Source organism: Paraburkholderia tuberum STM678, from assembly GCF_902833905.1.
Classification (GTDB): domain Bacteria; phylum Pseudomonadota; class Gammaproteobacteria; order Burkholderiales; family Burkholderiaceae; genus Paraburkholderia; species Paraburkholderia tuberum.
Map to the genome: position 1 here is coordinate 158,809 of NZ_CADFGP010000003.1, position 24,248 is coordinate 183,056.

At 66.5% G+C, this 24,248-nt stretch carries 24 protein-coding genes; 20 read left to right on the forward strand and 4 right to left on the reverse strand.

The window, feature by feature from the left end; all coding sequences use genetic code 11:
• Positions 1 to 48: 48 nt before the first annotated feature.
• The 10 genes from HWY30_RS03570 to HWY30_RS03615 all read left to right on the forward strand — a co-directional run bounded on the left by HWY30_RS03570 (position 49) and on the right by HWY30_RS03615 (position 8,767).
• Entirely contained in the window at positions 49 to 1,182 is a 1,134-nt protein-coding gene (locus HWY30_RS03570) for an MlaE family ABC transporter permease (RefSeq protein WP_090802823.1), read from the forward strand.
• Entirely contained in the window at positions 1,179 to 2,057 is an 879-nt protein-coding gene (locus HWY30_RS03575) for an ABC transporter ATP-binding protein (protein ID WP_090802824.1), read from the forward strand. Before HWY30_RS03570 ends, HWY30_RS03575 begins: the two co-directional genes overlap by 4 nt.
• Before the next feature lie 31 nt (positions 2,058 to 2,088).
• On the forward strand, positions 2,089 to 3,057 hold the full coding sequence (locus HWY30_RS03580; RefSeq protein WP_090802825.1) for an MlaD family protein: 969 nt from the start codon (positions 2,089 to 2,091) through the stop codon (positions 3,055 to 3,057).
• A gap of 30 nt (positions 3,058 to 3,087) precedes the next feature.
• On the forward strand, positions 3,088 to 3,714 hold the full coding sequence (locus HWY30_RS03585) for an ABC-type transport auxiliary lipoprotein family protein (RefSeq protein WP_090802827.1): 627 nt from the start codon (positions 3,088 to 3,090) through the stop codon (positions 3,712 to 3,714).
• 31 nt (positions 3,715 to 3,745) lie between these two features.
• Entirely contained in the window at positions 3,746 to 4,903 is a 1,158-nt protein-coding gene (locus tag HWY30_RS03590) for a VanZ family protein (protein WP_090802829.1), read from the forward strand.
• Positions 4,904 to 5,007: 104 nt separating this feature from the next.
• Positions 5,008 to 5,331 carry a (2Fe-2S) ferredoxin domain-containing protein gene (locus HWY30_RS03595; protein ID WP_090802831.1) on the forward strand — a complete coding sequence of 108 codons (324 nt, stop codon included), beginning with the start codon at positions 5,008 to 5,010 and terminating at the stop codon, positions 5,329 to 5,331.
• Positions 5,332 to 5,357: 26 nt separating this feature from the next.
• Entirely contained in the window at positions 5,358 to 6,002 is a 645-nt protein-coding gene (locus HWY30_RS03600) for an alpha/beta hydrolase (protein ID WP_090802833.1), read from the forward strand.
• A gap of 321 nt (positions 6,003 to 6,323) precedes the next feature.
• The gene (locus HWY30_RS03605; protein WP_090802836.1) at positions 6,324 to 7,553 is read left to right on the forward strand and encodes a D-alanyl-D-alanine carboxypeptidase family protein; all 1,230 of its coding nucleotides are present in this window, start codon (positions 6,324 to 6,326) and stop codon (positions 7,551 to 7,553) included.
• Positions 7,554 to 7,566: 13 nt separating this feature from the next.
• Entirely contained in the window at positions 7,567 to 8,526 is a 960-nt protein-coding gene (locus HWY30_RS03610; RefSeq protein WP_090802837.1) for a D-amino acid aminotransferase, read from the forward strand.
• On the forward strand, positions 8,498 to 8,767 hold the full coding sequence (locus HWY30_RS03615) for a DUF493 family protein (protein ID WP_018419275.1): 270 nt from the start codon (positions 8,498 to 8,500) through the stop codon (positions 8,765 to 8,767). The genes HWY30_RS03610 and HWY30_RS03615 overlap by 29 nt, the downstream gene beginning before the upstream one ends.
• 19 nt (positions 8,768 to 8,786) lie before the next feature.
• Here the strand turns inward: HWY30_RS03615 and HWY30_RS03620 are convergent, their stop codons facing one another.
• Complete coding sequence (locus HWY30_RS03620; RefSeq protein WP_090805566.1) at positions 8,787 to 9,770, reverse strand: transcriptional regulator GcvA; 984 nt, start codon at positions 9,768 to 9,770, stop codon at positions 8,787 to 8,789.
• A gap of 98 nt (positions 9,771 to 9,868) precedes the next feature.
• On the opposite strand from HWY30_RS03620, the gene HWY30_RS03625 reads away from it, so the two are divergent.
• The 7 genes from HWY30_RS03625 to HWY30_RS03655 all read left to right on the forward strand — a co-directional run bounded on the left by HWY30_RS03625 (position 9,869) and on the right by HWY30_RS03655 (position 18,075).
• The gene (locus tag HWY30_RS03625; RefSeq protein WP_090802839.1) at positions 9,869 to 10,195 is read left to right on the forward strand and encodes a DUF2917 domain-containing protein; all 327 of its coding nucleotides are present in this window, start codon (positions 9,869 to 9,871) and stop codon (positions 10,193 to 10,195) included.
• Positions 10,196 to 10,314: 119 nt separating this feature from the next.
• Positions 10,315 to 11,040, forward strand: a complete 726-nt coding sequence (lipB, locus tag HWY30_RS03630) for a lipoyl(octanoyl) transferase LipB (RefSeq protein ID WP_090802840.1) — start codon at positions 10,315 to 10,317, stop codon at positions 11,038 to 11,040.
• 13 nt (positions 11,041 to 11,053) lie between these two features.
• Positions 11,054 to 12,061: a lipoyl synthase gene (gene lipA / locus HWY30_RS03635; protein WP_090802841.1), complete on the forward strand. Its 1,008-nt coding sequence runs from the start codon at positions 11,054 to 11,056 to the stop codon at positions 12,059 to 12,061.
• Between the two features lie 111 nt (positions 12,062 to 12,172).
• Entirely contained in the window at positions 12,173 to 12,925 is a 753-nt protein-coding gene (gene ugpQ / locus HWY30_RS03640) for a glycerophosphodiester phosphodiesterase (protein ID WP_090802842.1), read from the forward strand.
• Between the two features lie 376 nt (positions 12,926 to 13,301).
• A complete protein-coding gene (locus HWY30_RS03645; RefSeq protein WP_090805567.1) occupies positions 13,302 to 14,582 on the forward strand; it encodes a dicarboxylate/amino acid:cation symporter in 1,281 nt (426 codons plus the stop codon).
• A 45-nt stretch (positions 14,583 to 14,627) separates the two neighbouring features.
• Positions 14,628 to 16,694 carry a sensor histidine kinase gene (locus tag HWY30_RS03650; RefSeq protein WP_090802844.1) on the forward strand — a complete coding sequence of 689 codons (2,067 nt, stop codon included), beginning with the start codon at positions 14,628 to 14,630 and terminating at the stop codon, positions 16,692 to 16,694.
• Between the two features lie 31 nt (positions 16,695 to 16,725).
• Positions 16,726 to 18,075, forward strand: coding sequence for a sigma-54-dependent transcriptional regulator (locus HWY30_RS03655; protein WP_090802846.1), 1,350 nt, complete (start codon positions 16,726 to 16,728; stop codon positions 18,073 to 18,075).
• Positions 18,076 to 18,134: 59 nt separating this feature from the next.
• Here the strand turns inward: HWY30_RS03655 and HWY30_RS03660 are convergent, their stop codons facing one another.
• A complete protein-coding gene (locus HWY30_RS03660) occupies positions 18,135 to 18,671 on the reverse strand; it encodes a TlpA disulfide reductase family protein (RefSeq protein WP_090802848.1) in 537 nt (178 codons plus the stop codon).
• A 166-nt stretch (positions 18,672 to 18,837) separates the two neighbouring features.
• On the opposite strand from HWY30_RS03660, the gene HWY30_RS03665 reads away from it, so the two are divergent.
• Positions 18,838 to 19,560: a hypothetical protein gene (locus tag HWY30_RS03665; RefSeq protein ID WP_425199353.1), complete on the forward strand. Its 723-nt coding sequence runs from the start codon at positions 18,838 to 18,840 to the stop codon at positions 19,558 to 19,560.
• 332 nt (positions 19,561 to 19,892) lie between these two features.
• Here the strand turns inward: HWY30_RS03665 and HWY30_RS03670 are convergent, their stop codons facing one another.
• Positions 19,893 to 21,503: a YifB family Mg chelatase-like AAA ATPase gene (locus HWY30_RS03670; RefSeq protein WP_090802850.1), complete on the reverse strand. Its 1,611-nt coding sequence runs from the start codon at positions 21,501 to 21,503 to the stop codon at positions 19,893 to 19,895.
• A gap of 118 nt (positions 21,504 to 21,621) precedes the next feature.
• Positions 21,622 to 21,876 carry an accessory factor UbiK family protein gene (locus tag HWY30_RS03675; protein WP_026228952.1) on the reverse strand — a complete coding sequence of 85 codons (255 nt, stop codon included), beginning with the start codon at positions 21,874 to 21,876 and terminating at the stop codon, positions 21,622 to 21,624.
• Positions 21,877 to 22,264: 388 nt separating this feature from the next.
• Here HWY30_RS03675 and HWY30_RS03680 point away from each other — a divergent pair, with 388 nt between their 5' ends.
• Both HWY30_RS03680 and HWY30_RS03685 read left to right on the forward strand, forming a co-directional pair.
• On the forward strand, positions 22,265 to 22,603 hold the full coding sequence (locus HWY30_RS03680) for a P-II family nitrogen regulator (protein WP_013088261.1): 339 nt from the start codon (positions 22,265 to 22,267) through the stop codon (positions 22,601 to 22,603).
• Between the two features lie 46 nt (positions 22,604 to 22,649).
• Complete coding sequence (locus HWY30_RS03685) at positions 22,650 to 24,116, forward strand: ammonium transporter (RefSeq protein ID WP_176078840.1); 1,467 nt, start codon at positions 22,650 to 22,652, stop codon at positions 24,114 to 24,116.
• The last annotated feature ends 132 nt before the right edge of the window (positions 24,117 to 24,248 follow it).

Sequence of the window (24,248 nt, forward strand, 5' to 3'; positions counted from 1 at the left end):
GCCTTCGTTACAATGGCCGCTAATCCGATAACCAGATTCACGCGATCCTTGAACAATGACACTCCGCCCGGCCTTGAAGTCGCGGCCGGCAGCCAAGGCAAGATCGTCCGTCTCTCGGGCCAGTGGACGGCGCTCGCGCTCGCGCGCGATCGCGACACCGGGCACGTGATTCCGGAACTGCGTTCGCTGACCGGCGCGCAGGGCATCGGCGAGTGGGACCTGTCGCGCGTCGACAGGATGGACCACGTCGGCGGCCAGGCGCTGTGGCGCGTGTGGGGCCGCAAGATGCCGCCGGGCACCGCGCTCACGGACACGCAGCGCGACATCTTCGAGCGCATCGCGCTGCTCGACACGGTGCGCGAGAGCGCCGAGCCGGTCACGCGCCTCGATCCCTTTACGCGTCTCGGCCTCGGGCTCTTCTCGTTCGTCGAGCACATGCAGGGCGGCGTCGCGATGCTCGGGCGCTTCGTGCTCGATCTGCTCGCGATCGTGCGCAAGCCGAAACTCACGCCGTGGACCGAAATCTCCGCGAACATTTACAACGCCGGCGCTCGCGCGCTGCCGATCACCGCGCTGGTCGCGTTCCTGATCGGCATCGTGTTGAGCTATCTGTCGGCACAGCAATTGCGCATGTTTGGCGCGAACCAGTTCATCGTCAATATTCTCGGCCTCGCGGTGATTCGCGAACTCGGCCCGGTGCTGTCGGCGATTCTGGTGGCGGGCCGCTCGGGCTCGGCGATCACCGCGCAGATCGGCGTGATGCGCGTGACCGAGGAGCTCGACGCGATGCGCGTAATGGGCATCCCGCACGGCCTGCGGCTGATCCTGCCGCGCGTGATCGCACTGGCCGTCGCGATGCCGCTGCTCGTGATGTGGACCAACGTGATCTCGTTGACGGGCGGCGCGCTCGCCGCGAAGCTCGTGCTCGGCATCGACATGAGCTTCTTCGCGCGCCAGCTGCCGAACGTCGTGCCGATCGCGAACCTGTGGATCGGGCTTGGCAAGGGCGCGGTATTCGGCATGCTGATCGCGATCGCCGGCTGTCATTTCGGCTTCCGTATCAAAGCCAATTCGCAGAGTCTCGGCGAAGGCACGACGACCTCGGTGGTCACGTCGATCACCATCGTGATTCTCGCGGACGCGGTGTTCGCGATCCTCTTTCAAAACGTGGGGCTAGGATGATCGCGCCACTCACCGAAGCCGTACGCGGCCAACCCGTACCGTCGATCGCCGAGCCGGTGATCGAGGTGATCGACATCACCAAGCGCTACGGCCGCAACATCGTGCATCAGCATCTGAGCCTCGAGGTGCGGCGCGGCGAGATCGTGTCGATCGTCGGCGGCTCGGGTTCGGGCAAGACCACGCTGGTGCGGCAGATTCTCGGCCTCGAGCGCCCGTCGAGGGGCACGATCAAGCTGTTCGGCGAAGACCTCGCAACGATCTCGCCCGACACCGCGCTGCTGATGCGCAGCCGCTCGGGCATGCTGTTCCAGCGCGGCGCGCTGTTCTCGTCGCTGTCGGTGTTCGACAACGTCGCGCAACCGGTGCGCGAACTCGGCAAGGTGCCCGAAGACCTGCTGCGCGACATCGTGATGCTGAAGCTCGAAATGGTCGGGCTGCCGTGCAAGCACGCGTCGAAGATGCCATCGGCGCTGTCGGGCGGCATGATCAAGCGGGTTGGCATCGCGCGCGCGATCGCGCTCGAACCCGAACTGCTGTTCCTCGACGAACCGACCGCCGGCCTCGACCCGGAGGCGTCCGACGAATTCGTCGAGCTGATCTCAGGGCTGCATCGCGCGCTCGGTCTGACGGTCGTGATGATCACGCACGATCTCGATACGATGGTCGCACTGTCGACACGCGTGGCCGTGCTGGCCGATCGCAAAGTGCTCGTCAACGCGCCGGTCGAGGAGGCCGCGGGCGTCGACCATCCGTTCATCCACGAATATTTCCTCGGCCTGCGCGGGCGCCGCGCGCTGCAGGCGCTGCCGCCGGAGCGCCGCGCGAAGCTGCCGCAGGCGGCGCTCGAGCCGGCGTCGTCCGAGTTGCCGCTGTGAGGCGGGCCGCCATGAACCAGGGAAACTGACAATGGAAAACAAAGCGCATGCGTTCTGGGCCGGGCTCTTCACGGTCGTGCTGACGGCGGCGATCGCGCTGGCGGCGTATCTGTTCAACGTCGACCGCACCGTGCGGGTGCCGTACGACCTGATCGCGCGCACCAGCGTGAACGGCCTCTTTGCGGACGCGGCGGTGCGCTTTCGCGGGCTCGACGTCGGCCGTGTGCAGTCGATCAAGTTCGATCCGAAACATCCGGGGGAGATCCTGATCCGCATCATGGTCGACGAGCACGCGCCGATCACGCATTCGACGTTCGGCAGCCTCGGCTTGCAGGGCGTGACCGGCCTCGCGTTCATCCAGCTCGACGATACCGGGCGCGATCTGACGCCGCTGCCGTCGTCAGCCCAAAAGGTCGCACAATTGCCGATGCGCCCGGGTCTGTTCGACCAGTTGCAGCGACGCGGCGACGTGCTGCTGCGCAAGCTCGAAAAAGTCACCGACAACGTGAACAACATGCTCTCGCCGGAAATGGTCGCGCAGCTGCACGACACCGCGGCGAGCATCGCGCAGGCGGCCTCGGGCGTCGCGACGCTGACTCGTGAGATGGCGCCCGTCGCCAGCAAGCTGCCCGGCACGGTCGACCAACTGAACCACACGCTCGCGTCGACCAACCAGATGATCACGAACCTGAACCGTCCGGACGGGCCCCTCGAGCGCAATCTGGACAAGGTCGGCACGGCCGCGCAGCAGGCGGGCGATGCGCTCACGCAGATGAACATGTCGCTGCAGGACCTGTCCGCGCGGGTCGGCTACGAGACGCTGCCGCGCGTCAATTCGCTGACCGAGGACGTGCGCGCGGCGGCGCAATCGATCGACCGCGCCGCCGACACCTTCAACACCAATCCGCGCAGCGTGCTGTTCGGCGCGCCGCGCCCGGCGCCGGGTCCGGGCGAGGCCGGCTTCGCGTGGCCCGCCGCTACCGCGCCCGCAGCTCACTGAATCCGCAGGCTAGAACAGAGGAAGATGCCCATGTCACGCTCGATTCACCGACTGTTGTCCGCGCGCGCCGCGCTCGCGGCGCTGCTTGCGTTCGGCGTGCTGGCGGCGGGCTGCGCGGGCACGTCCGCAGTGGTGTCGGACATCCGCTACGACTTCGGACCACCGCCGCAGGCCGTCGCGGCGAGCCGGCTGCCGGCCGTCAAGGTGCTGGAGGTCAGCGCGCCGTCCGTGCTCGAATCCGACCGGATGACTTATCGGCTGAGCTACGCCGACGCGCAGCAGACGGCCGCCTACGCCAACAGCCACTGGACGATGATGCCGTCGCAACTGCTGACGCAGCGCCTGCGCAACGCGCTGAGCGAGCGCGGCACCGTGCTGACGGGCGCGGACGGCGTGACCGCGCCGGTGCTGCGGGTCGATCTGACCGAGTTCGAGCAGGTGTTCGACAGCCAGACGGACAGCCACGGCGCGATCACCGCGCGCGCGACGCTGATGCAGGGCGGCAAGGTGATCGGCCAGCAGACCTTCGTCGCGCACGCGCCCGCGCATTCGGCGGATGCGGCCGGCGGCGCGCGGGCGCTCGCCGCGGCCAGCGACGACCTCGTCGCGCAGATCACCACGTGGCTCGGCTCGCAGGCGCTGGTCGCCGCGCAATGACGGGCGGGCAGCGCACGCAACGGAGCGCTGCATGAGCGAACGCCCCTGGCTGCGCCGCCCGTCGACGCTGGCCCGTCAGGCGCTGCTGCTTTACACGGCGCTGATCGTCTACGGGTCGTGGTATCCGTTCTCGGGCTGGCGCTCGCTCGGCATCACGCCGTTCGCCTATCTGTTCGATCCGATGCCGCAGTACCTGACGGCGTTCGACGTCGTCACCAACGTGCTCGGCTATATGCCGTTCGGCGCGCTGGTGGTGCTCGCGGTGTACCCGCGTTGGCGCGGCACGCTGGCCGTCGCGCTCGCGTTCGTGTTGGGCGGTCTGCTGTCAGGCACGATGGAAGCCGTGCAGACCTATCTGCCGACACGCGTCGCCTCCAATCTCGATCTCGCCGCCAACACGCTGGGCGCGCTCGTCGGCGCGGCGGTGATGTCGCCGTTGACCGGCGCGCTGCTCGACCGCGGCCTGCTCAGGCGTTTGCGGTTGCTGTGGTTCGAGCGCGGCCATGCGACGCTCGCGTGCCTCGTCGCCGCGTGGCCGTTTGCGACGATGTATCCGTCGCCGCGTCTGTTCGGCCTCGGCAACTGGCCGCGCGCGCTGTGGCTGAGCGTCGATCCGGCCACCCAGGACGCGCTGCTCGCGTGGACGCCGTCCGCGTGGCATGTCGGCGCATGGCCGGCGGCGGCCGCCGCGTGGCTGGACGACGACACATGGGAAGCGCTGATCACGGCGCTAAACCTGTTCGCGGCGCTCGCGCTTGCATCGCTGCCGGCGCGCCGTCATGCGCCTCGCGTGCGCCTGCTGTTCGTGTTCATCGTCGCGACCTTGTGCGTGAAGGCCGGCGCGACGTTCCTGCAATCGCAATCGGGCCTCGCGTTCGACTGGGCGACGCCCGGCGCGCTAATCGGACTCGTGTGCGGCACCGTCGCGGCGCTCGTCGCGCTGCCGCTGCGGCGGCGGTTGCGTGCGACGCTCGCCGGGGTCGCGCTGGTCGTCGCACTCGTGTTCGTCAATCTGCTGCCGGTGAACCCGTATTTCGACGCCGTGCTCGCCGACTGGCGGCAGGGACGCTATCTGCATTTCAACGGGCTCGCGCGCTGGCTCGCATGGATATGGCCCTATGCGGCGCTGGTGTGGCTCGCGTTCGCGGTCGAGCGGGCGTGGCTCAAGCGGCGCGCGAGGCGGGCGTGACGTGCTTGCGCGCCGGCCGCCAGGTCCCGACGCCTGCACAGCCCGGTCGCTATAATCGTCCGCACCGCCATTGCACTTCCTTTCAGGCTCGCCTCCCGAACATCATGGATTCCTTCTACAAGCACCACGTTTTCTTCTGTCTGAATCAACGCGACCCCGGCGCCGAGCGTCCGAGCTGCGCGAACTGCAACGCACAGGCGATGCAGGAATACGCGAAACAACGCGTGAAGCAACTCGGCCTCGCCGGGCCCGGCCAGGTGCGCATCAACAAGGCCGGCTGCCTCGATCGCTGCGAACTGGGCCCGACGCTCGTCGTGTATCCCGAGGCGGTCTGGTACACCTACGTCGACGAGAGCGACATCGACGAGATCGTCGAATCGCATCTTGCGAACGGCAAGATCGTCGAGCGTCTGAAGATCGATCAATAACGCGAACCACAAAACGATCCATCCCGATGAACGTCAACACGAAGAAGTATCTGATCGACGGCCCGGTCGGCAAGATCGAGGTCGCGCTGGACCTGCCCGACGGTGTGCGCGAAAAAGGCGCCGCGCCACGCGGCATCGCGCTCGTCGCGCATCCGCATCCGCTGTTTGGCGGCACGATGGACAACAAGGTCGCGCAGACCCTCGCGCGCACGCTCGTGCAGCTGAACTACGTCACTTACCGGTCGAATTTCCGCGGCGTCGGCCAGACCCAGGGCGAACACGACGCGGGCGTCGGCGAGCGCGACGATCTGCGCGCGGTGCTCGAGCACATGCGCGCAGATCCGGACTACGGCGATCTGCCGCTCGTATTGGCGGGCTTTTCGTTTGGCACCGTGGTGCTGTCGCACGTCGCGGCGAAGCTGCGCGATGAAGGCCGGGAAATCGAGCGCATCGTGTTCGTCGGTACCGCGGCGAGCCGCTGGGACGTCGCACCCGTGCCCGAAAGCACACTCGTGATCCACGGCGAAGTCGACGAGACCGTTCCCGTCCAGTCCGTGTTCGACTGGGCGCGGCCGCAGGAACTGCCGGTCGTCGTGATTCCGGGCGCCGAGCACTTTCTGCATCGCAAGCTTCACATCCTGAAGCGGATCATCGTCGACGCCTGGCGCTGAAAACGCGCGACGCGCATTTTGCGGGGGACAGGTGCGCGCAAACGTGTGCAAATCGACGACACGCGCGCGAAGCTGACCAGGTAGCGCGCGTATAATGGGCGCTCTTTTTTTGGGCACAGCGCCGCCCAGCCGGCAGAATCGCGCGCCGCGGAATCATTTCGCGGGAGGGCGCGGCCGGGTGCGCAGCGCTGCGCTCGCGAACCGATTGCGTCGCCATCAGTCCAACGGGCGCCCGCCGTTTTACGGCCAGATGCCCCGCCGACCGGCTCCCCCAACTCCGCGCGCTGTCGCGCAACGAATTTTTCTGCACGAATCGACCCTATGCGTTTCTCCTCCTCTGGCCGCACGTCATTCCCGTCACTCGCTTCTTTCGTTCCCGCTTCGCTCAATCGCGCCGTCGCCGTCGGCCTCGTGCTGCCGGCCACGCTCGTCGCCGGCACCGCGTTCGCGCAGGTGCCGCCGCCGGGCGTCAACGCGCGCTCGTGGGTGCTCGTCGACGCGACCAGCAACCAGGTGCTCGCGTCCGCCAATGCCGACGAGCGCGTCGAGCCGGCGTCGCTGACCAAGCTGATGACCGCGTATCTCGTGTTCGAGGCGCTCGACACGAAGAAGATCACGATGGATCAGAGCATCGAGCCGAGCGAAGCCGTGCGGCGCGTGCGCAACGACGAATCGCGCATGTTCATCGAGGCGCTCAAGCCGGTGACCGTGCACGACCTCGTGTACGGCATGATCGTGCAGTCGGGCAACGACGCGGCAATTGCGCTCGCCGAACTGGTGGGCGGCAGCGAGGCGCAGTTCGTCGACATGATGAACAAGGAGGCGCAAAAGCTCGGCATGACGCACACGCATTTCGCCGACGTGAACGGCATGCCCGACCCGCAGCACTACACGACCGCGGGCGATCTCGCGATCCTGTCGGCCCGCCTGATTCGCGACTATCCCGAGTACTACAACATCTTCTCGGTCAAGGAATTCACGTACAACAAGATCAAGCAGCCGAACCGCAACCGTCTGCTGTGGATCGACCCGACCGTCGACGGTCTGAAGACCGGTCACACGCAAGCGGCCGGCTACTGCCTGATCGCGAGCGCGAAGCGTCCGCTGCCGGGCACGACCGACGCGTCGCGCCGTCTCGTCTCGGTGATGATGGGCGAGACCAAGGAGCACGACCGCGTGCAGGACAGCCTGAAGATGCTGAACTACGGCTACACCGCCTACGACACGACGCGTCTGTACAAGGCGAACCAGGTCGTGGCCACGCCGCGCGTCTACAAGGGTTCGCAGGACAGCGTGCAGGTCGGCGTGAAAAGCGACCAGTACATCACGCTGCCGAAGGGCGCCGCCGACAAGGCGAAGCCGCAGATCGAACTCAACGATCCGCTCGTCGCGCCGATCGCCAACGGCCAGCAGATCGGCACCGCCAAGCTCGTCGCCGACGGCAAGGTGCTCGCGCAATTCCCGGTGGTCGCGCTGCAGCCGGTGCAGCAAGCCGGTGTGGTGGGCCGCGTGTGGGATTCGCTGATGCTGATGTTCAACAAGAAAAAGTAAGGGCTACGTCGCAATGACCGTTGTCTCCGAGGTTTCGCCGGACCCGATCGTTCATCTGAACGGCGAACTGGTGCCGTTGTCCGAAGCGCGCGTGCCGGTGCTCGACCGCGGCTTCATTTTCGGCGACGGCATTTACGAAGTGGCGCCGTTGTACGCGCACGCGAGCGGACGGCGCACCGCGTTTCGTCTGAAGCAGCATCTGGCGCGTCTCGCGCGCTCGGTCGGCAAGATCGGCATCGCCAATCCGCTCGACGACGCTGGCTGGCGCGAGCTGATCGGACGCGTGGCCGAGGCCAACGAAACGGACGGCGGCTTGCGTGCCGATCAGGACGCGATCGCATACATCCAGGTCACGCGTGGCGTGGCGAAGCGCGCTCACGCATTTCCGGCCGGCGTGAAGCCGACCGTGTTCGTGATGGTCACCGCGCTGAACCTGCCCGCCGCCGCGCAGCGCGCAAGCGGTGTCCCGTGCGTGAGCGCCGAGGATCGTCGCTGGCTCAATTGCGACATCAAGTCGGTGTCGCTGCTCGGCAACGTGCTGATGGCGCAATACGCGGCCGAAAACGACGCCTTCGAGACGCTGCAGTTCCGCGATGGTTTGCTGACCGAAGGGTCGTCGTCGAACGTGTGGATCGTGAAGGATGGCGTGCTGGCCGCGCCGCCGCGCAGCAACAGGATTCTCGAAGGGATCCGCTATGGGCTCATCGAGGAGCTGACGGCCGAATGCGGTATCCGCTTCGAAGCGCGCGACATCACCGAAGCTGAAGTGCGCGCGGCCGATGAAATCATCGTCAGCTCGGCGACCAAGGAAGTGCTGCCGGTCACGCGGCTCGATGGCGCGCCGGTCGGCGCGGGCCGCCCGGGCGCGGTGTTTGCGGAGCTGTATGCGGCGTATCAGCGAGCCAAGGCGGCTGAAGCCGCCGCGGCGGAAGAAGGAGTAGAGAATGAATCCCGAGAACGACTCACTGTTTGAATTCCCCTGCGATTTCCCGATCAAGATCATGGGCAAATCGCACCCCGAGTTTGCCGCGACGATCGTCGAAGTGGTGCGCGTGTTCGATACCGAGGTCGATGCGTCGCGCGTCGAGACGCGGCCGTCGAGCAGCGGCACCTACACGGGGCTGACCGTCCACGTGCGGGCGACGAGCCGCGCGCATCTCGACGACATCTATCGCGCGCTGACCGGCCATCCGATGGTCAAGGTCGTGCTGTAACACCGCGCGGTTTTTCACCTTACGGCGCGACGCGCAACGCGTCCGCCGTCACTCCCTGCGCCGCCAGGCGCGCGCGCGCCGCGGGACCCGCCTCGCAGGCGAGATCGAACAGCAGCCTGAAGCGCGCTACCTCGTCGAACAACCAGTCGCGAAACGCCTTGACCCGCGCGGTCCCCAGCGTCTGCGGCAGGCAGACCAAATAGTATTGCCACGGGCTCGGCCCATCCACATCAAAGAGCCGCACGAGCCGGCCCGCCGCGATTTCGTGCATCGCGAGCGAGCGGCGCGTCAGCGCGACCCCCTGGCCGTCGACGGCCGCCTGCAACAGATTCGACGAATCCTGATACAGCACGCCGCGCTTCGGCTCCGGCCAGTCGGTGAGGCCGGCGGCGTCGAACCATGGGCGCCATAGCTCGTCGTCGGAGCGCAGCAGCGGGACTTTGGCGAGATCGGCCGGGGTTTGCGGCAGCTTGCCGCCGTTGAAGTTGGGCGAGCAGGCGGGGAAGAAAATCTCGTCGAGCAGCAGCTCGGCGTGCAGCCCCGGATATTTGCCGAAGCCGAAACGGATCGCGACGTCGACGTCGTCGCGCGCGAAGTCCGTCAGCGCATTGGTGGTCAGCAACTCGAGATCCCACTGCGGATTTGCCTCGATAAAGCTGCCGATGCGCGGCGTCACCCAGCGGGCCGCGAACGACGACAGCATCGATATCACGAGGCGCCGCTCGCGGTCGCCGGCACGGATCGCGCGAGTCGCGTCGGCGAGCTCCATCAACGCGGCGCGCACCTGGGTGGCGTAGCGACGGCCGGTTTCGGTGAGGCGCACGCGCTTGCCGTCGCGCGCGAACAGCGACACGCCGAGCTCGGCCTCGAGCGCGCGGATCTGGTGGCTGACCGCGCCGTGCGTGACGAACAACTCGTCGGCGGCGCGCGAAAAGCTTTCGTGGCGGGCGGCGGCTTCGAACGCCTTGATCGCGTTCAGGGCGGGGAGTTGACGCAGGTCCATCGCAATATTTCTCACATAGACGTGAAAATTGATCGTTTTGCCCAAGTCCTTGCTGCACCTAGGATTCTAGTCACGAAACGATTTTTGGCGAGGGCCTCATGCGAGAAATTTCCTCTAGTATTGCATATGAAATCCGCACCGGCGACACGCTGCCGCTGAAGGTCGCGCGCAGCACGAAGTTGCGCGTGCATGGCGGCGCGGTGTGGGTCACGCGCAGCGACGACACGAAGGACTACTGGCTGCAGCCTGGGCAGACGCTGCATCTGCGGCGCGGCGAGCGGCTCTGGCTCAGCGCCGAGGGCGCCACGTTCGCGAAGGTTACGTTCTCGGTGCCGACGCGCTGCGACGAGCGCGCGCTGAACTGGCTCGCTCGCATCGGCGAGCGCTGGATGATGCGTGTGCGCGGCGGCTGGCACACCGTTTGACGGTGGCGCGGCGCAAAAGCCGTGCGTGACGCCGGGGCCGGCAGGGTACCGGCCCCGGCTGTGCAGGTTCCCGGTGGCCGCGGGCGCGGTTTCCGAGATTTCGGTAAACTCCCGGAATCATGTGCGCCACCCCGGTCTCTCCGTCTCCGCTACCTGCCATCGAGCCGCCCATGCTGCGCTGGCTCGGCCGCGAACCCTACGAAGCCAGTTTCGACGCGATGCGCGCCTTCACCGACGCCCGCACCGCCGACACCGCCGACGAAATCTGGCTCGTCGAGCATCCGCCCGTCTTCACGCTCGGCCAGGCCGGCGATCCGGCGCACCTGCTCGCGGCAGACAGCAACATTCCGCTCGTCAAGGTCGACCGCGGCGGGCAGATCACGTATCACGGGCCCGGCCAGGTGGTCGCCTATCTGCTGCTCGACCTGCGCCGGCGCAAGCTGATGGTGCGCGAGCTGGTCACCCGGATCGAGCAGGCCGTGATCGACACCCTCGCGGCGTATAATCTCGCCGGAGAACGCAAGGCGGGCGCCCCCGGCATCTACGTGGCGCCCGGGCCCGACGCCGGGCTCCATGCCGGCGCCAAGATCGCGGCGCTTGGCCTGAAAATCCGCAACGGCTGCAGCTATCACGGCGTGAGTCTGAACGTGAACATGGACCTGCGGCCGTTTCTCGCGATCAATCCATGCGGCTACGCGGGGCTCGAAACAGTCGACATGGCGACGCTCGGCATCGCCGCCGGCTGGGACGACGTGGCCCGTACCCTCGCAGCAAGTCTCACCGCAAACCTCGACGGCAATCCCGCGGCCGTCGCCCAACCGCAGGCCGGTGCGCTCACCGCCTGACTGGATCGAACGAATGACTGACGTAACCGCGAATTCCGCAGCAGCCACCCCCGCGCCCGAAGGCGTGCCGGCCCCCGCCGCCTACGACGCCACCGCGAAGCAGAAAGCGCAAGCCAAGACCGCGCGCATCCCGATCAAGGTCGTTCCGATCGAAAAGCTGAAGAAGCCGGACTGGATCCGCGTGAAGGCGGCCACCGGCAATTCGCGCTTCTACGAGATCAAGCAGATCCTTCGCGAGCACAATCTTCACACGGTGTGTGAAGAGGCGAGCTGCCCGAACATCGGCGAATGTTTCGGCAAGGGCACCGCGACCTTCATGATCATGGGCGACAAGTGCACGCGCCGCTGCCCGTTCTGCGACGTCGGCCACGGCCGTCCCGATCCGCTCGACGCCGACGAACCGGCCAACCTCGCGCGCACCATCGCTGCGCTGAAGTTGAAGTACGTGGTGATCACCAGCGTCGACCGTGATGATCTGCGCGACGGTGGCGCGGCGCACTTCGTCGAATGTATCCGTCAGACGCGCGAGCTGTCGCCGCAAACGCGTATCGAAATCCTGACGCCGGACTTCCGTGGCCGCCTCGACCGCGCGCTCGGCATCCTGAATGCGGCGCCGCCCGACGTGATGAACCACAACCTCGAAACGGTGCCGCGTCTGTACAAGGAAGCGCGCCCGGGGTCGGATTACGCGCATTCGCTGAAGCTGCTGAAGGACTTCAAGGCGCTGCATCCGCACGTCGCGACCAAGTCCGGCCTGATGGTCGGCCTCGGCGAAACCGAAGAGGAAATCCTGCAAGTGATGCGCGATCTGCGCGAGCACGACGTCGACATGCTGACGATCGGCCAGTACCTGCAGCCGTCGGAGCACCATCTGCCGGTCCGCGCTTACGCGCATCCGGACACCTTCAAGATGTACGAGGAAGAGGCGTACAAGATGGGCTTCTCGCACGCCGCGGCGGGCGCGATGGTTCGTTCGAGCTATCACGCCGACGTGCAGGCGCATGGAGCCGGCGTGGTCTGACGCGCTCGCACCTCGCCGCTGTTGCCTCGCTTCACGCCCGCAGAAACGAAAAGCCCGCCGATGTGCGGGCTTTTTTCATAGACCGCTCTTCTATCAGCAAGGAAACGACACGTGGCAACCCCGATGGATCGCGGGACCTCCGCACAATGGCCTTATCCGCGGCTGATCGCGCACCGCTGCGGCGGTACGCTTGCGCCGGAAAACACCTTGGCCGGTTTCGACGCCTGCGTGCGCTACGGCTATCGCATGGTCGAATTCGACGCGAAGCTGTCCGCCGACAACGCGCTGTTCCTGCTGCATGACGACACGCTCGATCGCACGACCAACGGCCACGGGCCGGCGGCCACGCACACATGGCAGCAACTCGCCGCTCTGGATGCCGGCGCGTGGCGCGGCGCGGAGTTCACCGGCACGCGGCTGCCGACGCTGGCCGACGCGGCCGAGCGTTGCGCGCGCGACGGCATCGCGGCGAACATCGAGATCAAGCCGTGTCCGGGCCGCGAAGTCATCACCGGCGCACTGGTCGCCCAGGGCGCGCTCGAGCTTTGGCAAGGGCAGACGCCGCCGCTGGTGTCGTCGTTTTCGTTCGATGCGCTCGCCGCCGCGCGCGATGCCGCGCCATCGCTGCCGCGCGGCATGCTGTTCGAGCGGGTGCCGGCGGACTGGCTGCGCATCGTGCGCGAACTCGACTGCGTCTCGCTGCACGCGAGTCACCGCTATCTGAGCGAACCGCTGGTCGCGCAGATCCGCGCGGCCGGGCTGCGCGTGCTCGCCTACACGGTGAACGATCCGGCGCGCGCGCGCTTGCTCGAAGAATGGGGCGTCGACATGATCTGCACGGACCGGATCGATCTGTTGACGTGACGTTGCGCTCGCAAGCTCCGCACAAACCCCTGCGGGTTTCCCCGCAAACGCGCGCGCACCGAATTCCGGATTCCCCGACAGCGCTCGTCCGGATTTCCGGAAACCCGGACGGCGCGCGCCGAGCTGTGCCGGAAAACCCATAAAAATCAAGGCTTCCAGTCTGAAATCAAACTGGCATCGACCTTGCGAAATAAAGCGCGTGGCCGCCACGGCCCGACAAAAAAGCAAGGAGACAAAATGTCCGATTTCCCTTCCCGGTATTTCTGAATTCGTCGTCTTTGCAGCGGTCCGCCAACGTGCGCCCGCGCGACGACGTTTCGTTCGCGTGTCGCGCCTCGCGGCGGGTCATCAGCTCATATCCCTCGCAGGAACCATCGTGAAGAAACCTATCCATAAAGTGCTGTACGTCCAGGTGATCGTGGCGATCATCGTCGGCATCGTACTCGGGCATTTCTACCCGAACCTCGCCGTTGACATGAAGCCGCTCGGCGATGGCTTCATCAAGCTGATCAAGATGGTGATCGGGCCGATCATCTTCTGCACGGTCGTGACGGGCATCGCCGGCATGGAGGACATGAAGAAGGTTGGACGCGTCGGCGGCAAGGCGCTGTTGTACTTCGAAATCGTCTCGACCTTCGCGCTGGTGCTCGGCCTCGCCGCCACGCACCTGCTGCGACCCGGCGCCGGCTTCAACGTCGACCCGGCCTCGCTCGACGGCCGCGCGGTTGCGTCGTATGCCGCGAAGGCGCACGGCCAGTCGACGGTCGACTTCTTCATGCACATCATTCCGGACACGCTGTTGTCGGCGTTCGCGCAGGGTGAGATCCTGCAGATCCTGCTGATCGCGCTGCTGTTCGGCGCCGTGCTCGCGACGGCCGGTGAGAAGGGCAAGCCGGTGACCAACTTCATCGAAGGGCTCTCGCACATCCTGTTCGGCATGGTGCGCATCATCACGAAGCTCGCGCCGATCGGCGCGTTCGGCGCGATGGCCTTCACGATCGGCAAGTACGGCATCGGCTCGCTGCTGCCGATGCTCAAGCTGGTCGGCACGTTCTATCTGACCTCGATCGTGTTCGTGGTGGTCGTGCTCGGCGCGATCGCGCGGGCGGTGGGCTTCAACATCCTGCGTTTCGTCGCATACATCAAGGAAGAGATGCTGATCGTGCTCGGCACGAGCTCGTCCGAAGCCGCGCTGCCGCAGCTGATGCTGAAACTCGAAAAGCTCGGCTGCTCGCGCTCGGTGGTGGGCCTCGTGGTGCCGACCGGCTACTCGTTCAACCTCGACGGCACCAACATCTACATGACGATGGCGGTGCTGTTCATCGCTCAGGCGACCAACACCGACCTTACGTGGGGCCAGCAGCTGACGCTGCTCGCGGTGACGATGCTGACCTCGAAGGGCGCGAGCGGCGTGACCGGCGCGGGCTTCATCACGCTCGCGGCGACGCTGGCCGTGGTGCCGACGATTCCGCTGTCAGGCATGGTGCTGATCCTTGGCATCGACCGGTTCATGAGCGAGTGCCGCGCGCTGACGAACATCGTCGGCAACGGTGTCGCGACGGTCGTCGTGTCGGCCTGGGAAAAGGAGCTCGATCGCAGCAAGCTGAACAAGGTGCTGCGCGGCGAGGTGGCGGTCAAAGAGCCGGCCGGCGTTTGAGTCGCGCCTCGCCAACCCTGTCGTGACCAGCGCGGACGCTTAAGCATGAAACCGGCGTCCGCGCGACCTTCCGAGGCGTCTGGCGGCGAGACCGCCGGCAAAAGTCGCGGCCCAGCCCTCGACGCGTCTGGCGGCGACGCCTTGCCGCCCTATGCCACAATGTCCGATGCACATCGTTCGGACTTTGCCAACGTGACCCGCCGCCTGCTGATTCTCTTCGCGCTCGCAGCCGGGCTCGCGGCGGCATGCTGGCTCACCTACAGCCTTGCGTGGAAAAGCGGTGTCGACACGCTGCGGCGCAACGCCGCCGTGCGCGCCGAGCGCACCGCGACCGCGCTCAAGAGCACGCTCGAACGCTACGAATCGCTGCCGTATCTGCTCGCCGAGCATCCGATCGTGCAGGATGTGCTGATCGATCCGAATCCCGCCAACGTCAAGCGCGCGAATCTCTATCTCGAAGACCTGAACCGCCACGCGCGCGCGACGGTCACCTACATCATTTCGCTCGACGGCTACTGCATCGCCGCCAGCAACTGGCGCGGGCCGGGCAGCTTCGTCGGCGCGGGCTATCAGTTCCGGCCGTATTTCGTCGATGCAATGAAAGGCGGCGTCGGCCGCTTCTTCGGCATCGGCACGATTTCGCAGGCGCCCGGCTACTACATCTCGCAGCCGGTGCGGCGCGATGGCAAGATCGTCGGTGTGGCGGTCGTCAAGCTCGATCTCGAATGGTTTCAGGGCGTGGACGCGTCCGAGCCGCTCGTCGTCACCGACGATCATGGCGTGATCTTCCTCTCGTCGGTGCCGGCATGGAAGTACCACACGATTCGGCCGCTGCCCGGCCAGATCGCCAATTCGATCTACCAGGCTCGCCAGTACGCGCAGCAGCCGATCGAGCCGCTACCGGTGACGGTCGAGCGCATACTCGAAGGCAATGCGCAGATCCTGCGCATCGGCGGCGGGCGCTCCGCGCCGCGCTTCCTCGCGTCGCGTCACGCCATGGGCGAGCCGGACTGGCATCTGATCACGATGTCGCCGGTCGATCCGGTCGATGCCGACGCGCGCAAGGCGACCATCGTCACCGGCTTCGGCTATGTATCGCTGGTGCTGCTCGCGTTCTACTGGCGCATGCGGCGCGCGCGCGTGCGCGAAATGATGCGCAGCCGCGCGCTGCTGCAGAAGGCCTATGCCGAGCTGAATCAGCGCGTCGCCGAGCGCACCGCCGATCTGTCCGAGGCGAACGAGCAGTTGCACACGGAAGTCGCCGAGCGTACACGCGCCGAGCAGGAACTGCGCGCCGCGCAAGACGAACTGATCCAGGCGAGCAAGCTGGCCGCGCTCGGTCAGATGGCGGCCGGCATCACGCACGAGCTGAACCAGCCGCTCGCCGCGCTGCGCAGTTTTTCCGATAACACGCGCGTGCTGCTCGAACGCGGCGATCAGGCATCGGCGCGCGAGAATCTCGAAGCGATCGCGGCGCTCACCGAGCGCATGGGCAACATCACGAACCAGTTGAAGCTGTTCGTCGGCCGCGCGCGGCCGCGCAGCGCGCGCGCGTCGATCGTGCGGGCCCTGCGCAACGTCGTCGCGTTGCTGCAAAAGCGCCTGCAGGGCGTCGAACTCGAGTTCGTGCTGATCGATATCGCGGCCGACATCGACACCGACGCCGCCGCTGCGGCAGGCGGCGCGCGCACGCCGCTGAATCTCGCCGACGATCATCCGGAGCTGGTCGCGAATTGCGACGATCTGCGGCTCGAACAGGTGCTGATCAACCTGCTCGGCAACGCGCTCGACGCAACCGCCGGCATGAACCCGCCGCATATCACGGTCGAGGTGGAGGCCGGCGTCGCGACCCTGTCGATCGCGGTCGGCGACAACGGCCCCGGCATTCCCGACGACGTGTTGCCGCACCTGTTCGAACCGTTTTTCACGACGAAGGAAATGGGCCAGGGGCTCGGCCTTGGCCTCGCGATTTCATCGTCGATCGCGCGCGATTGCGGCGGCTCGCTCGTCGCGCGCAACGCGCCGCACGGTGGCGCATCGTTCGTGTTGACGCTGCGTCGTGCGCGTGTGCAGACCAGCCCCTCGCACGATTCGCTGACCGCGGGCTCCTGATTTCACCCCGAAGCATCACCCGGAACACGCAATGAACGACGGCCTGCAAGTGCTGTATATCGAAGACGACGAACTGGTGCGCCGCGCGAGCGTGCAGAGCCTGCAACTGGCGGGCTTCGACGTGGTCGGCCATGCGTCGGTCGAGGCCGCGGCGAAGCTGATCAGCGCGGACTTCTCCGGCGTGATCGTCAGCGATATCCGGCTGCCCGGCGCGAGCGGTCTCGACCTGCTCGCGCAGTGCCACGAGCGCGCGCCCGACGTGCCGGTGATTCTGGTCACCGGCCACGGCGATATCTCGATGGCCGTGCAGGCGATGCGCGACGGCGCCTACGACTTCATCGAAAAGCCGTTCGCGTCCGAGCGGCTGATCGAAACCGTGCGGCGCGCGCTGGAGCGCCGCAAGCTCTTGCTCGAAAACCTCGCGCTGCGCCGTGAGCTGGCCGGGCAGAACGCGGTCGCGCCGCGCATCATCGGCCGCAGTCCGGCGATCGAGCAGGTGCGGCGGCTGATCGCCAACGTCGCGCCGACCGATGCGTCCGTCCTGATCAACGGTGATACCGGCGCGGGCAAGGAGCTGATCGCGCGCAGCCTGCACGAGCTGTCGCCGCGGCGTGACAAGCCGTTCATCGCGGTGAACTGCGGCGCGCTGCCCGAGCCGATGTTCGAATCGGAGATGTTCGGCTACGAGCCGGGCGCATTCACCGGCGCGGCCAAACGGCGGATCGGCAAGCTCGAACATGCGTCGGGCGGCACGCTGTTTCTCGACGAGATCGAGAGCATGCCGCTCGCGCTGCAGGTCAAGCTGCTGCGCGTGCTGCAGGACGGCGTGCTGGAACGGCTCGGCTCGAATCAGCCGATTCGCGTCAATTGCCGCGTGGTCGCGGCTGCAAAAGGCGACATGGCCGAGCACGTCGCGGATGGCTCGTTCCGGCGCGATCTGCTGTACCGGCTCAACGTGGTGACGATCGCGCTGCCGCCTTTGAGCGAGCGTCGCGAGGACATCGTGCCGCTGTTCGAGCATTTCCTGCTGGATGCTGCCGTCCGTTATCAGCGGCCGGCGCCGATGCTCACCGATCGCCAACGTGCGAGTCTGATGCAGCGAGACTGGCCGGGCAACGTGCGCGAGCTGCGTAATGCCGCCGACCGCTTCGTGCTCGGCATCGCCGACGAACCGGTGCTGTCGTTCGGCGAAGACGGCGGGGCCACCCATCCGCTGAAGGAGCGTGTCGAGCAGTTCGAGCGCGCGATGATCGCCGAGGCGTTGGAGCAGGCGGGCGGCGTGGTCGCGGTCGCGGCGGACCGGCTGCAGCTCGGCAAGGCGACGCTCTACGAGAAGATCAAGCGATATGGCCTTGCGGCCAAAGGGGAAGGGGAGCGGTGAGGAGGCGGACGCCGGCGGCGGGAGGTTGCGCCGGCGCGTGGGGATCTGCTTGCGCCGGCTTAAGCCGCGCCAGCCTTCAGCGCTTTCGCGAGCAACTGGTCGAGTTCCGCGAACTGCGGCTCGCCGACATAGCGCTTCAGGATCTTGCCGTCTTTATCGACGACGAAGGTGGTCGGCGTGAGCTGCACGTTGCCGAACCGCTTGGCGGCCGAGCCGTCGTCCATCGCGACCTTGAACGGCAGCTGACGCGTTTGCGTGTAATTGGTCACGTACATCGGCGCGTCGTAGTTCATTGCCACCGCGACGAATTCGAGGCCCTGGCCCTTGAAGCGGTTATAGGTCTCGACCATCTGCGGCATTTCCTTCATGCAGGTGTCGCAACTCGTTGCCCAGAAGTTGACCAGATAAACCTTGCCTTTGAGGTCCGCGGTCGTGAGCTTCTGTCCCGATAGCAGCGTGAAGGTCGCATCGGGTACGCGCTGCTGGCCGGCAAACGCGAAGTAACCGGCGACGGCGAGCGCCATGGCCACGGCCACCGCAATCAGATAGCGAAGCGGGTTCGTGCGCCGGACGGCGGTCGGTGAATTGGAACTCATGGACGGAACCTCGTGAGTCGCGCGCGGCGCGGAACAATGGGGCGGTGTGATGGCCCGCGGGCCGGTACTGAACAGCTTTTGTATTGTAGCTCCAATGGGTTCGGCTGCGCCGAAATGGCGGGACGGCTGCGCTCCGCGCGTCGGCCCGGCAGTCGATCAGCGGATAATGGCGCTTTACGCTCCGAGAAGCCCGCTCTTCCGTCCCATGCTCCGAACCGTTCTTCGCGTCTGCTCTTTAGTTGCCCGCGTTTCTTGCCGTTTTCCGTTGCTCAGCCGATTGTCCGCCCGCAGTGCGGGCGTGTTCCAACCGGCGGGCCTATTTCTCCGCGCATTCACGCGATCCGGTCACGCTCGAACCGTGATCGGCGCGGCGACGGCCGCGTTGGCGCTCGGCGTCGCGCTCAGCGCCTGCTCACCGACCTTCGACTGGCGCACCGTGATGAACAACGACAAGGGCTACACGGTCGACTTCCCAGCCAAGCCGGGCAACGATCAGCGCGCGGTGCAGATCGGCGGCACACCGATGCAGATGGCAATGCAGACCGCCGAAGCGGGCAATGCGGTCTTTGCGGTCGGCACCGTGATGCTGCCCGACGACAGCGACGCGACCCAGCGTGCCGCACTCGATTTCCTGCGCGCGGGACTGGCGCGCAATGTCGGCGCGACGCCCGATGCTCACCCAGCGCAAATCCCGCTGGCGGCGGGCGGCAAGATACCGGGGCTGGAAATGACGGTGAGCGGCGCGGCGGGCGCCAAACACGAGACGCGCACGGTGTATGCGCGGCTCGTCGCGCGCGGCCGGCACGTGTACCAGGCGGCGATCATCGCCGATCAACCGCTGCCGCAAGAGCAGGTCGACCAGTTTTTTTCGTCGTTCCAGCTGTACTGAATGCGGTATTTTTGGCCGGTCGGGCGCACCTCAGAGGGCCGAACGCAGTGAAAGTTCCTTCGCAGGTTTGTACGCTAATTGCCGGTTTACGTTGAGATTTTTGAGTTACGCGCACAGCCTGTGGATAACTCTGTTGAGAAGTCGGCCTCAATGGCCGCAAAAGCCCATCAGGCGGGCCTTCCGGCAAAATCCACAGGCGTAGGGAATTTAAAAAAATACATTGAAATCAATGGCTTGGCGAGATGCGCGTCTGCGCGCTTTTGAGTTGTATCAAAATCTAACAGGATCGCGCGTATGTGAATAAGTCAAGTCTTGACAGTCGTTTTTTCTCCTCATAACGAGCCAAAAGCGCGGCGGTATTGGATTGCCTCGGCGACCTGCGCGGCGCTCGGCATCGCCGCGCCAGTTAGGTCCGCGACGGTGCGCGCGACCTTCAACACCCGGTAGTACGCCCGCGCCGACCAGCCAAAGCGCTCGCCGGCTTCGCGCAGCAGCGCCTCGCCCGCTGCGTCCGGGCGGCATACATCGTCCACTTCGCGTCCGTCCAGCTCGCGGTTGGTCTTGCCTTGCCGGGCCAGTTGCCGCTCGCGCGCAGCGCTCACGCGCTCTGCGATCGCCACGCTTGCTTCGCCGGTGGTGGCGGCGCGTGCCGCGAGTTCGGTGGCGGTCAGTGCTGGAATTTCGAGCTGGATGTCGATGCGGTCGAGCAGCGGTCCCGACAATTTACGCAAATAGCGCGCCGCAACTTCAGGCGTACAGCGGCAGCGCCCGCCCGGATCGCCGCGCCAGCCGCACGGGCACGGGTTCATTGCGGCGATCAGTTGGCAGGCGGCGGGGAAATCCGCTTGCCAGGCGGCGCGCGAGATCGTGATGCGGCCAGCTTCGAGCGGCTCGCGCAGCGTTTCGAGCACCACGCGATCGAATTCGGGAAGTTCGTCCAGAAAGAGCACGCCCAGATGCGCGAGCGTGATCTCGCCAGGCTGCGGCGGATTGCGTCCGCCGACCAGCGCCGCCGCGCTCGACGAATGGTGCGGCGCGCGAAACGGCCGCTGGCGCCACTGCGACGGCTTGAAGCCGATGCGGCTCGCGGACAGTAGCGCGGCGGAGGCGAGCGCTTCGTCGTCGGTCATGGGCGGCAGCAAGCTGGGCAGGCGTGCCGCGAGCATCGACTTGCCGGCGCCGGGCGGTCCGATCAGCAGCACGTGATGGCCGCCGGCCGCCGCGACTTCGAGGGCGCGCCGAGCGGCGCGCTGGCCAATCACGTCGGCCATGTCCGGCGCCGGGGCAGCGGCGTGCTCGTTGAGCTCGGGCGCGGCGACAGGACTAAGACGCGCGTCCGGCGAGCCTGCGAGATGCGCGCATAGCGACGGCAGATCGGCGGCGCCGAACACGTCGACGCCGGGCACGAGCGCCGCTTCCGCCGCGCTCGCGGCCGGCAGGTAAAGCTGTGGGGTATGGAAGGCCGGTGCGGCTAGTTGATCGAGGAGGGCGGGCAACGCAGAACGCGCTTCAGATGAAGCGTCGGCGTCGCCGGCGTTCGCCAGAGCGCCGCGCGCGGTGCCGCAGGCCATCGCGAACGCGCCGCGCATCGGCCGCAGCGCGCCGGTCAGCGAGAGCTCGCCGGCAAACTCGCGATGGAGCAGCGATTCGACGGGAATCTGCCCGCTTGCGGCGAGGATGCCGAGCGCGATCGGCAGATCGAAACGACCGGATTCTTTCGGTAGATCGGCCGGCGCGAGGTTGACGGTGATGCGGCGGACTGGAAAATCGAAACCGCAGTTCTGCAGCGCCGCGCGCACGCGTTCACGGCTCTCGCGCACTTCCAGATCGGGCAGGCCGACGATCGAAAAGGACGGCAGCCCATTGGCGAGGTGAACCTCGACGGTCACTTCGGGCGCACGGCCAGCGGCCGGCGCGCGGCTGCGCACCACGGCAAGCGACATATTCTCTCCCGTCGGACGGCGCGCTCACATCGCGCGCAAATCCCCTAAAACGCTGATGACGTCACGGCCCGCTTGCCTGTGATGGGCGGCACTGCGCAGCGAAGGCTGCGAGCAGCGCTTACGGCGTCTGCGTGAGCGGCAATTTCTGTTCGAGCTCGGCGACGCGGCGCTCGAGTTCTTCGAGGCGCGCGCGCGTACGCACGAGCACCTGGGTCTGCGTATCGAATTCCTCGCGCGTGACCAGATCGAGCTTCGAGAAGCCCTGCGACAGCATTGCCTTGACGTTGCGTTCGACATCCTTGGCCGGCGAATTCTTGAACAGATCGCTGACGCGAGCCTGGAAGTCGTTAAAAACGTCGTTCGGTTGTTTCATCGTGTTCCCCTTGGTGCACAAAAAAAGTGCATGTTTCATTGCGCCCGTGCCCCGTTACGGCGAACGGGCGATCCTGGTGCGCGCGACGTATTGGTTGCCGCGGCCGCGTGAGCGTGTTTGGTGCGCGCCCTCGCGTTCAGAACGTTCGAACACTCTAGCAACGATCCCCCCGGCGCGCCACCGCCCGCCGCGCCGCTGGCCGTTCGGACAAGGCCGCTCGGGCGCGCTGCGCCACGCGCGCGAGGCGCGCTCCGACACAACATGGCATAGGAGTTGCTGTTACTGCCCCGCGCGCGCACTGCCAGGGCGCTTTTCCCGGTAGCGCAGGAGACACCGTCACGGGTACGCCACGGGGCACAACGGATCAGCAATAACTAGCGAGGATTTCATGAAACTCATTACCGCAATCATCAAGCCGTTCAAGCTGGATGAAGCGCGCGAAGCCCTGTCGGCGATCGGCGTGTCGGGCATCACGGTGACCGAAGTCAAAGGCTTCGGACGGCAGAAGGGCCACACCGAGCTGTATCGGGGCGCCGAATACGTCGTCGACTTTCTGCCGAAGGTGAAGATCGAAGCGGCGGTATCGGACGACATCGTCGATCAGGCGATCGAGGCGCTCGAGCGCGCCGCGCGTACCGGCAAGATCGGCGACGGCAAGATCTTCGTCACGCCGATCGAGCAGGTGGTTCGGATCCGCACCGGCGAGACCGGCGCGGACGCACTGTAAAAGACCAGAACATAGCGACACGGACAGCGACAAGAGGAAAACCAAGATGCGCAAACTAATGATGTCCCTGCTGATGGCCGGCTCGCTGCTCGCGGGCGGTGTCGGCACCGCCCTCGCGGACGATGCGTCCGCTCCCGCAGCCGCCTCCGCTCCCGATACGACGGCGAGCGCGCCCGCACCGGACGCCTCCGCCGCAGCCGCTGCCCCGGCGGCCTCGGCTCCCGCCGCCGATGCATCGGCCGCCGCCGCGGCCGCGCCGGCCACCCCGACCGCGCCGTTCTCGGTCGATTCATCGAAGATCAACTCCGGCGACACCGCGTGGATGCTGACCTCCACCGCGCTGGTGCTGTTCATGACGATCCCGGGTCTCGCGCTGTTCTACGGCGGCATGGTCCGCAAGAAGAACGTGCTCGCGACGCTGATGCAAAGCTTCGCGATCACCTGTGTCGTGACGATCGTCTGGACCGTGGTGGGCTACAGCCTCGCGTTCACGCCGGGCAACTCGTTCATCGGCGGCTTCTCGCGCGTGTTCATGACGGGCATGAACTACATCAAGGGCGACAAGGCCACGACGCTGACCGTCAGCCACCTCGCGCCGACGATCCCCGAGACGGTCTACTTCGTCTACCAGATGACCTTCGCGATCATCACGCCGGCGCTGATCACCGGTGCGTTCGCGGACCGCATGAAGTTCTCGGCGATGCTGGTGTTCATGACGCTGTGGTCGATCATCGTCTACTCGCCGATCGCGCACATGGTGTGGGAGCCGAGCGGCTGGCTGGCTAGCGCGGGCATCCTCGACTTCGCGGGCGGCACGGTGGTGCACATCAACGCCGGTATCGCAGGTCTGGTCTGCTGTCTGGTGCTCGGCAAGCGCGTCGGCTATGGCAAGGAAGCGATGGCGCCGCACAACCTGACGCTCACGCTGATCGGTGGCGCGATGCTGTGGGTCGGCTGGTTCGGCTTCAACGCGGGTTCGGCCGTGGCAGCGGATGGCCGTGCCGGCTTCGCGATGTTCGCGACGCAGGTGGCGACCGCCGCGGCGGCGCTCGCGTGGATGTTCGCCGAATGGGCAGCCAAGGGCAAGCCGTCGGTGCTCGGTATCGTGTCGGGCGCGGTCGCGGGTCTGGTGGCGATTACGCCGGCGTCGGGCTTCGTCGGCACGCTCGGGGCGCTCGTGATCGGTATCGTCGCGGGTGTGGTCTGCTTCTGGTCGGCCACGTGGCTCAAGCACAAGCTCGGTTACGACGATTCGCTCGACGCGTTCGGCGTGCACTGCGTGGGCGGGATCGTCGGTGCGCTGCTGACCGGCGTGTTCGCGGTCAAGGACATCGGCGGCGCGGACGGTAACGTGATGCTGCAACTCAAGGGTGTCGCGACGACGCTGATCTACAGCGGCGTGGTCTCGTTTGTTCTGCTCAAGGCAATCGACGCAGTGATGGGGTTGCGTGTCGCCGAGGAAGAAGAGCGCGAAGGACTGGACCTGGTGCTGCATGGCGAGGCGGTCGAATAACGCTTGCGCCGCGGATGGAGCGGGTACGACGGTCACCGCCCCTCCTTTGGGGTGCCGCGTACCTGCCGGCATCGCTGCCATGCGGGGCAGGGCGCCTGCGTGCCTTGGGTTGGGGCCTGGCGCTTACAGCGG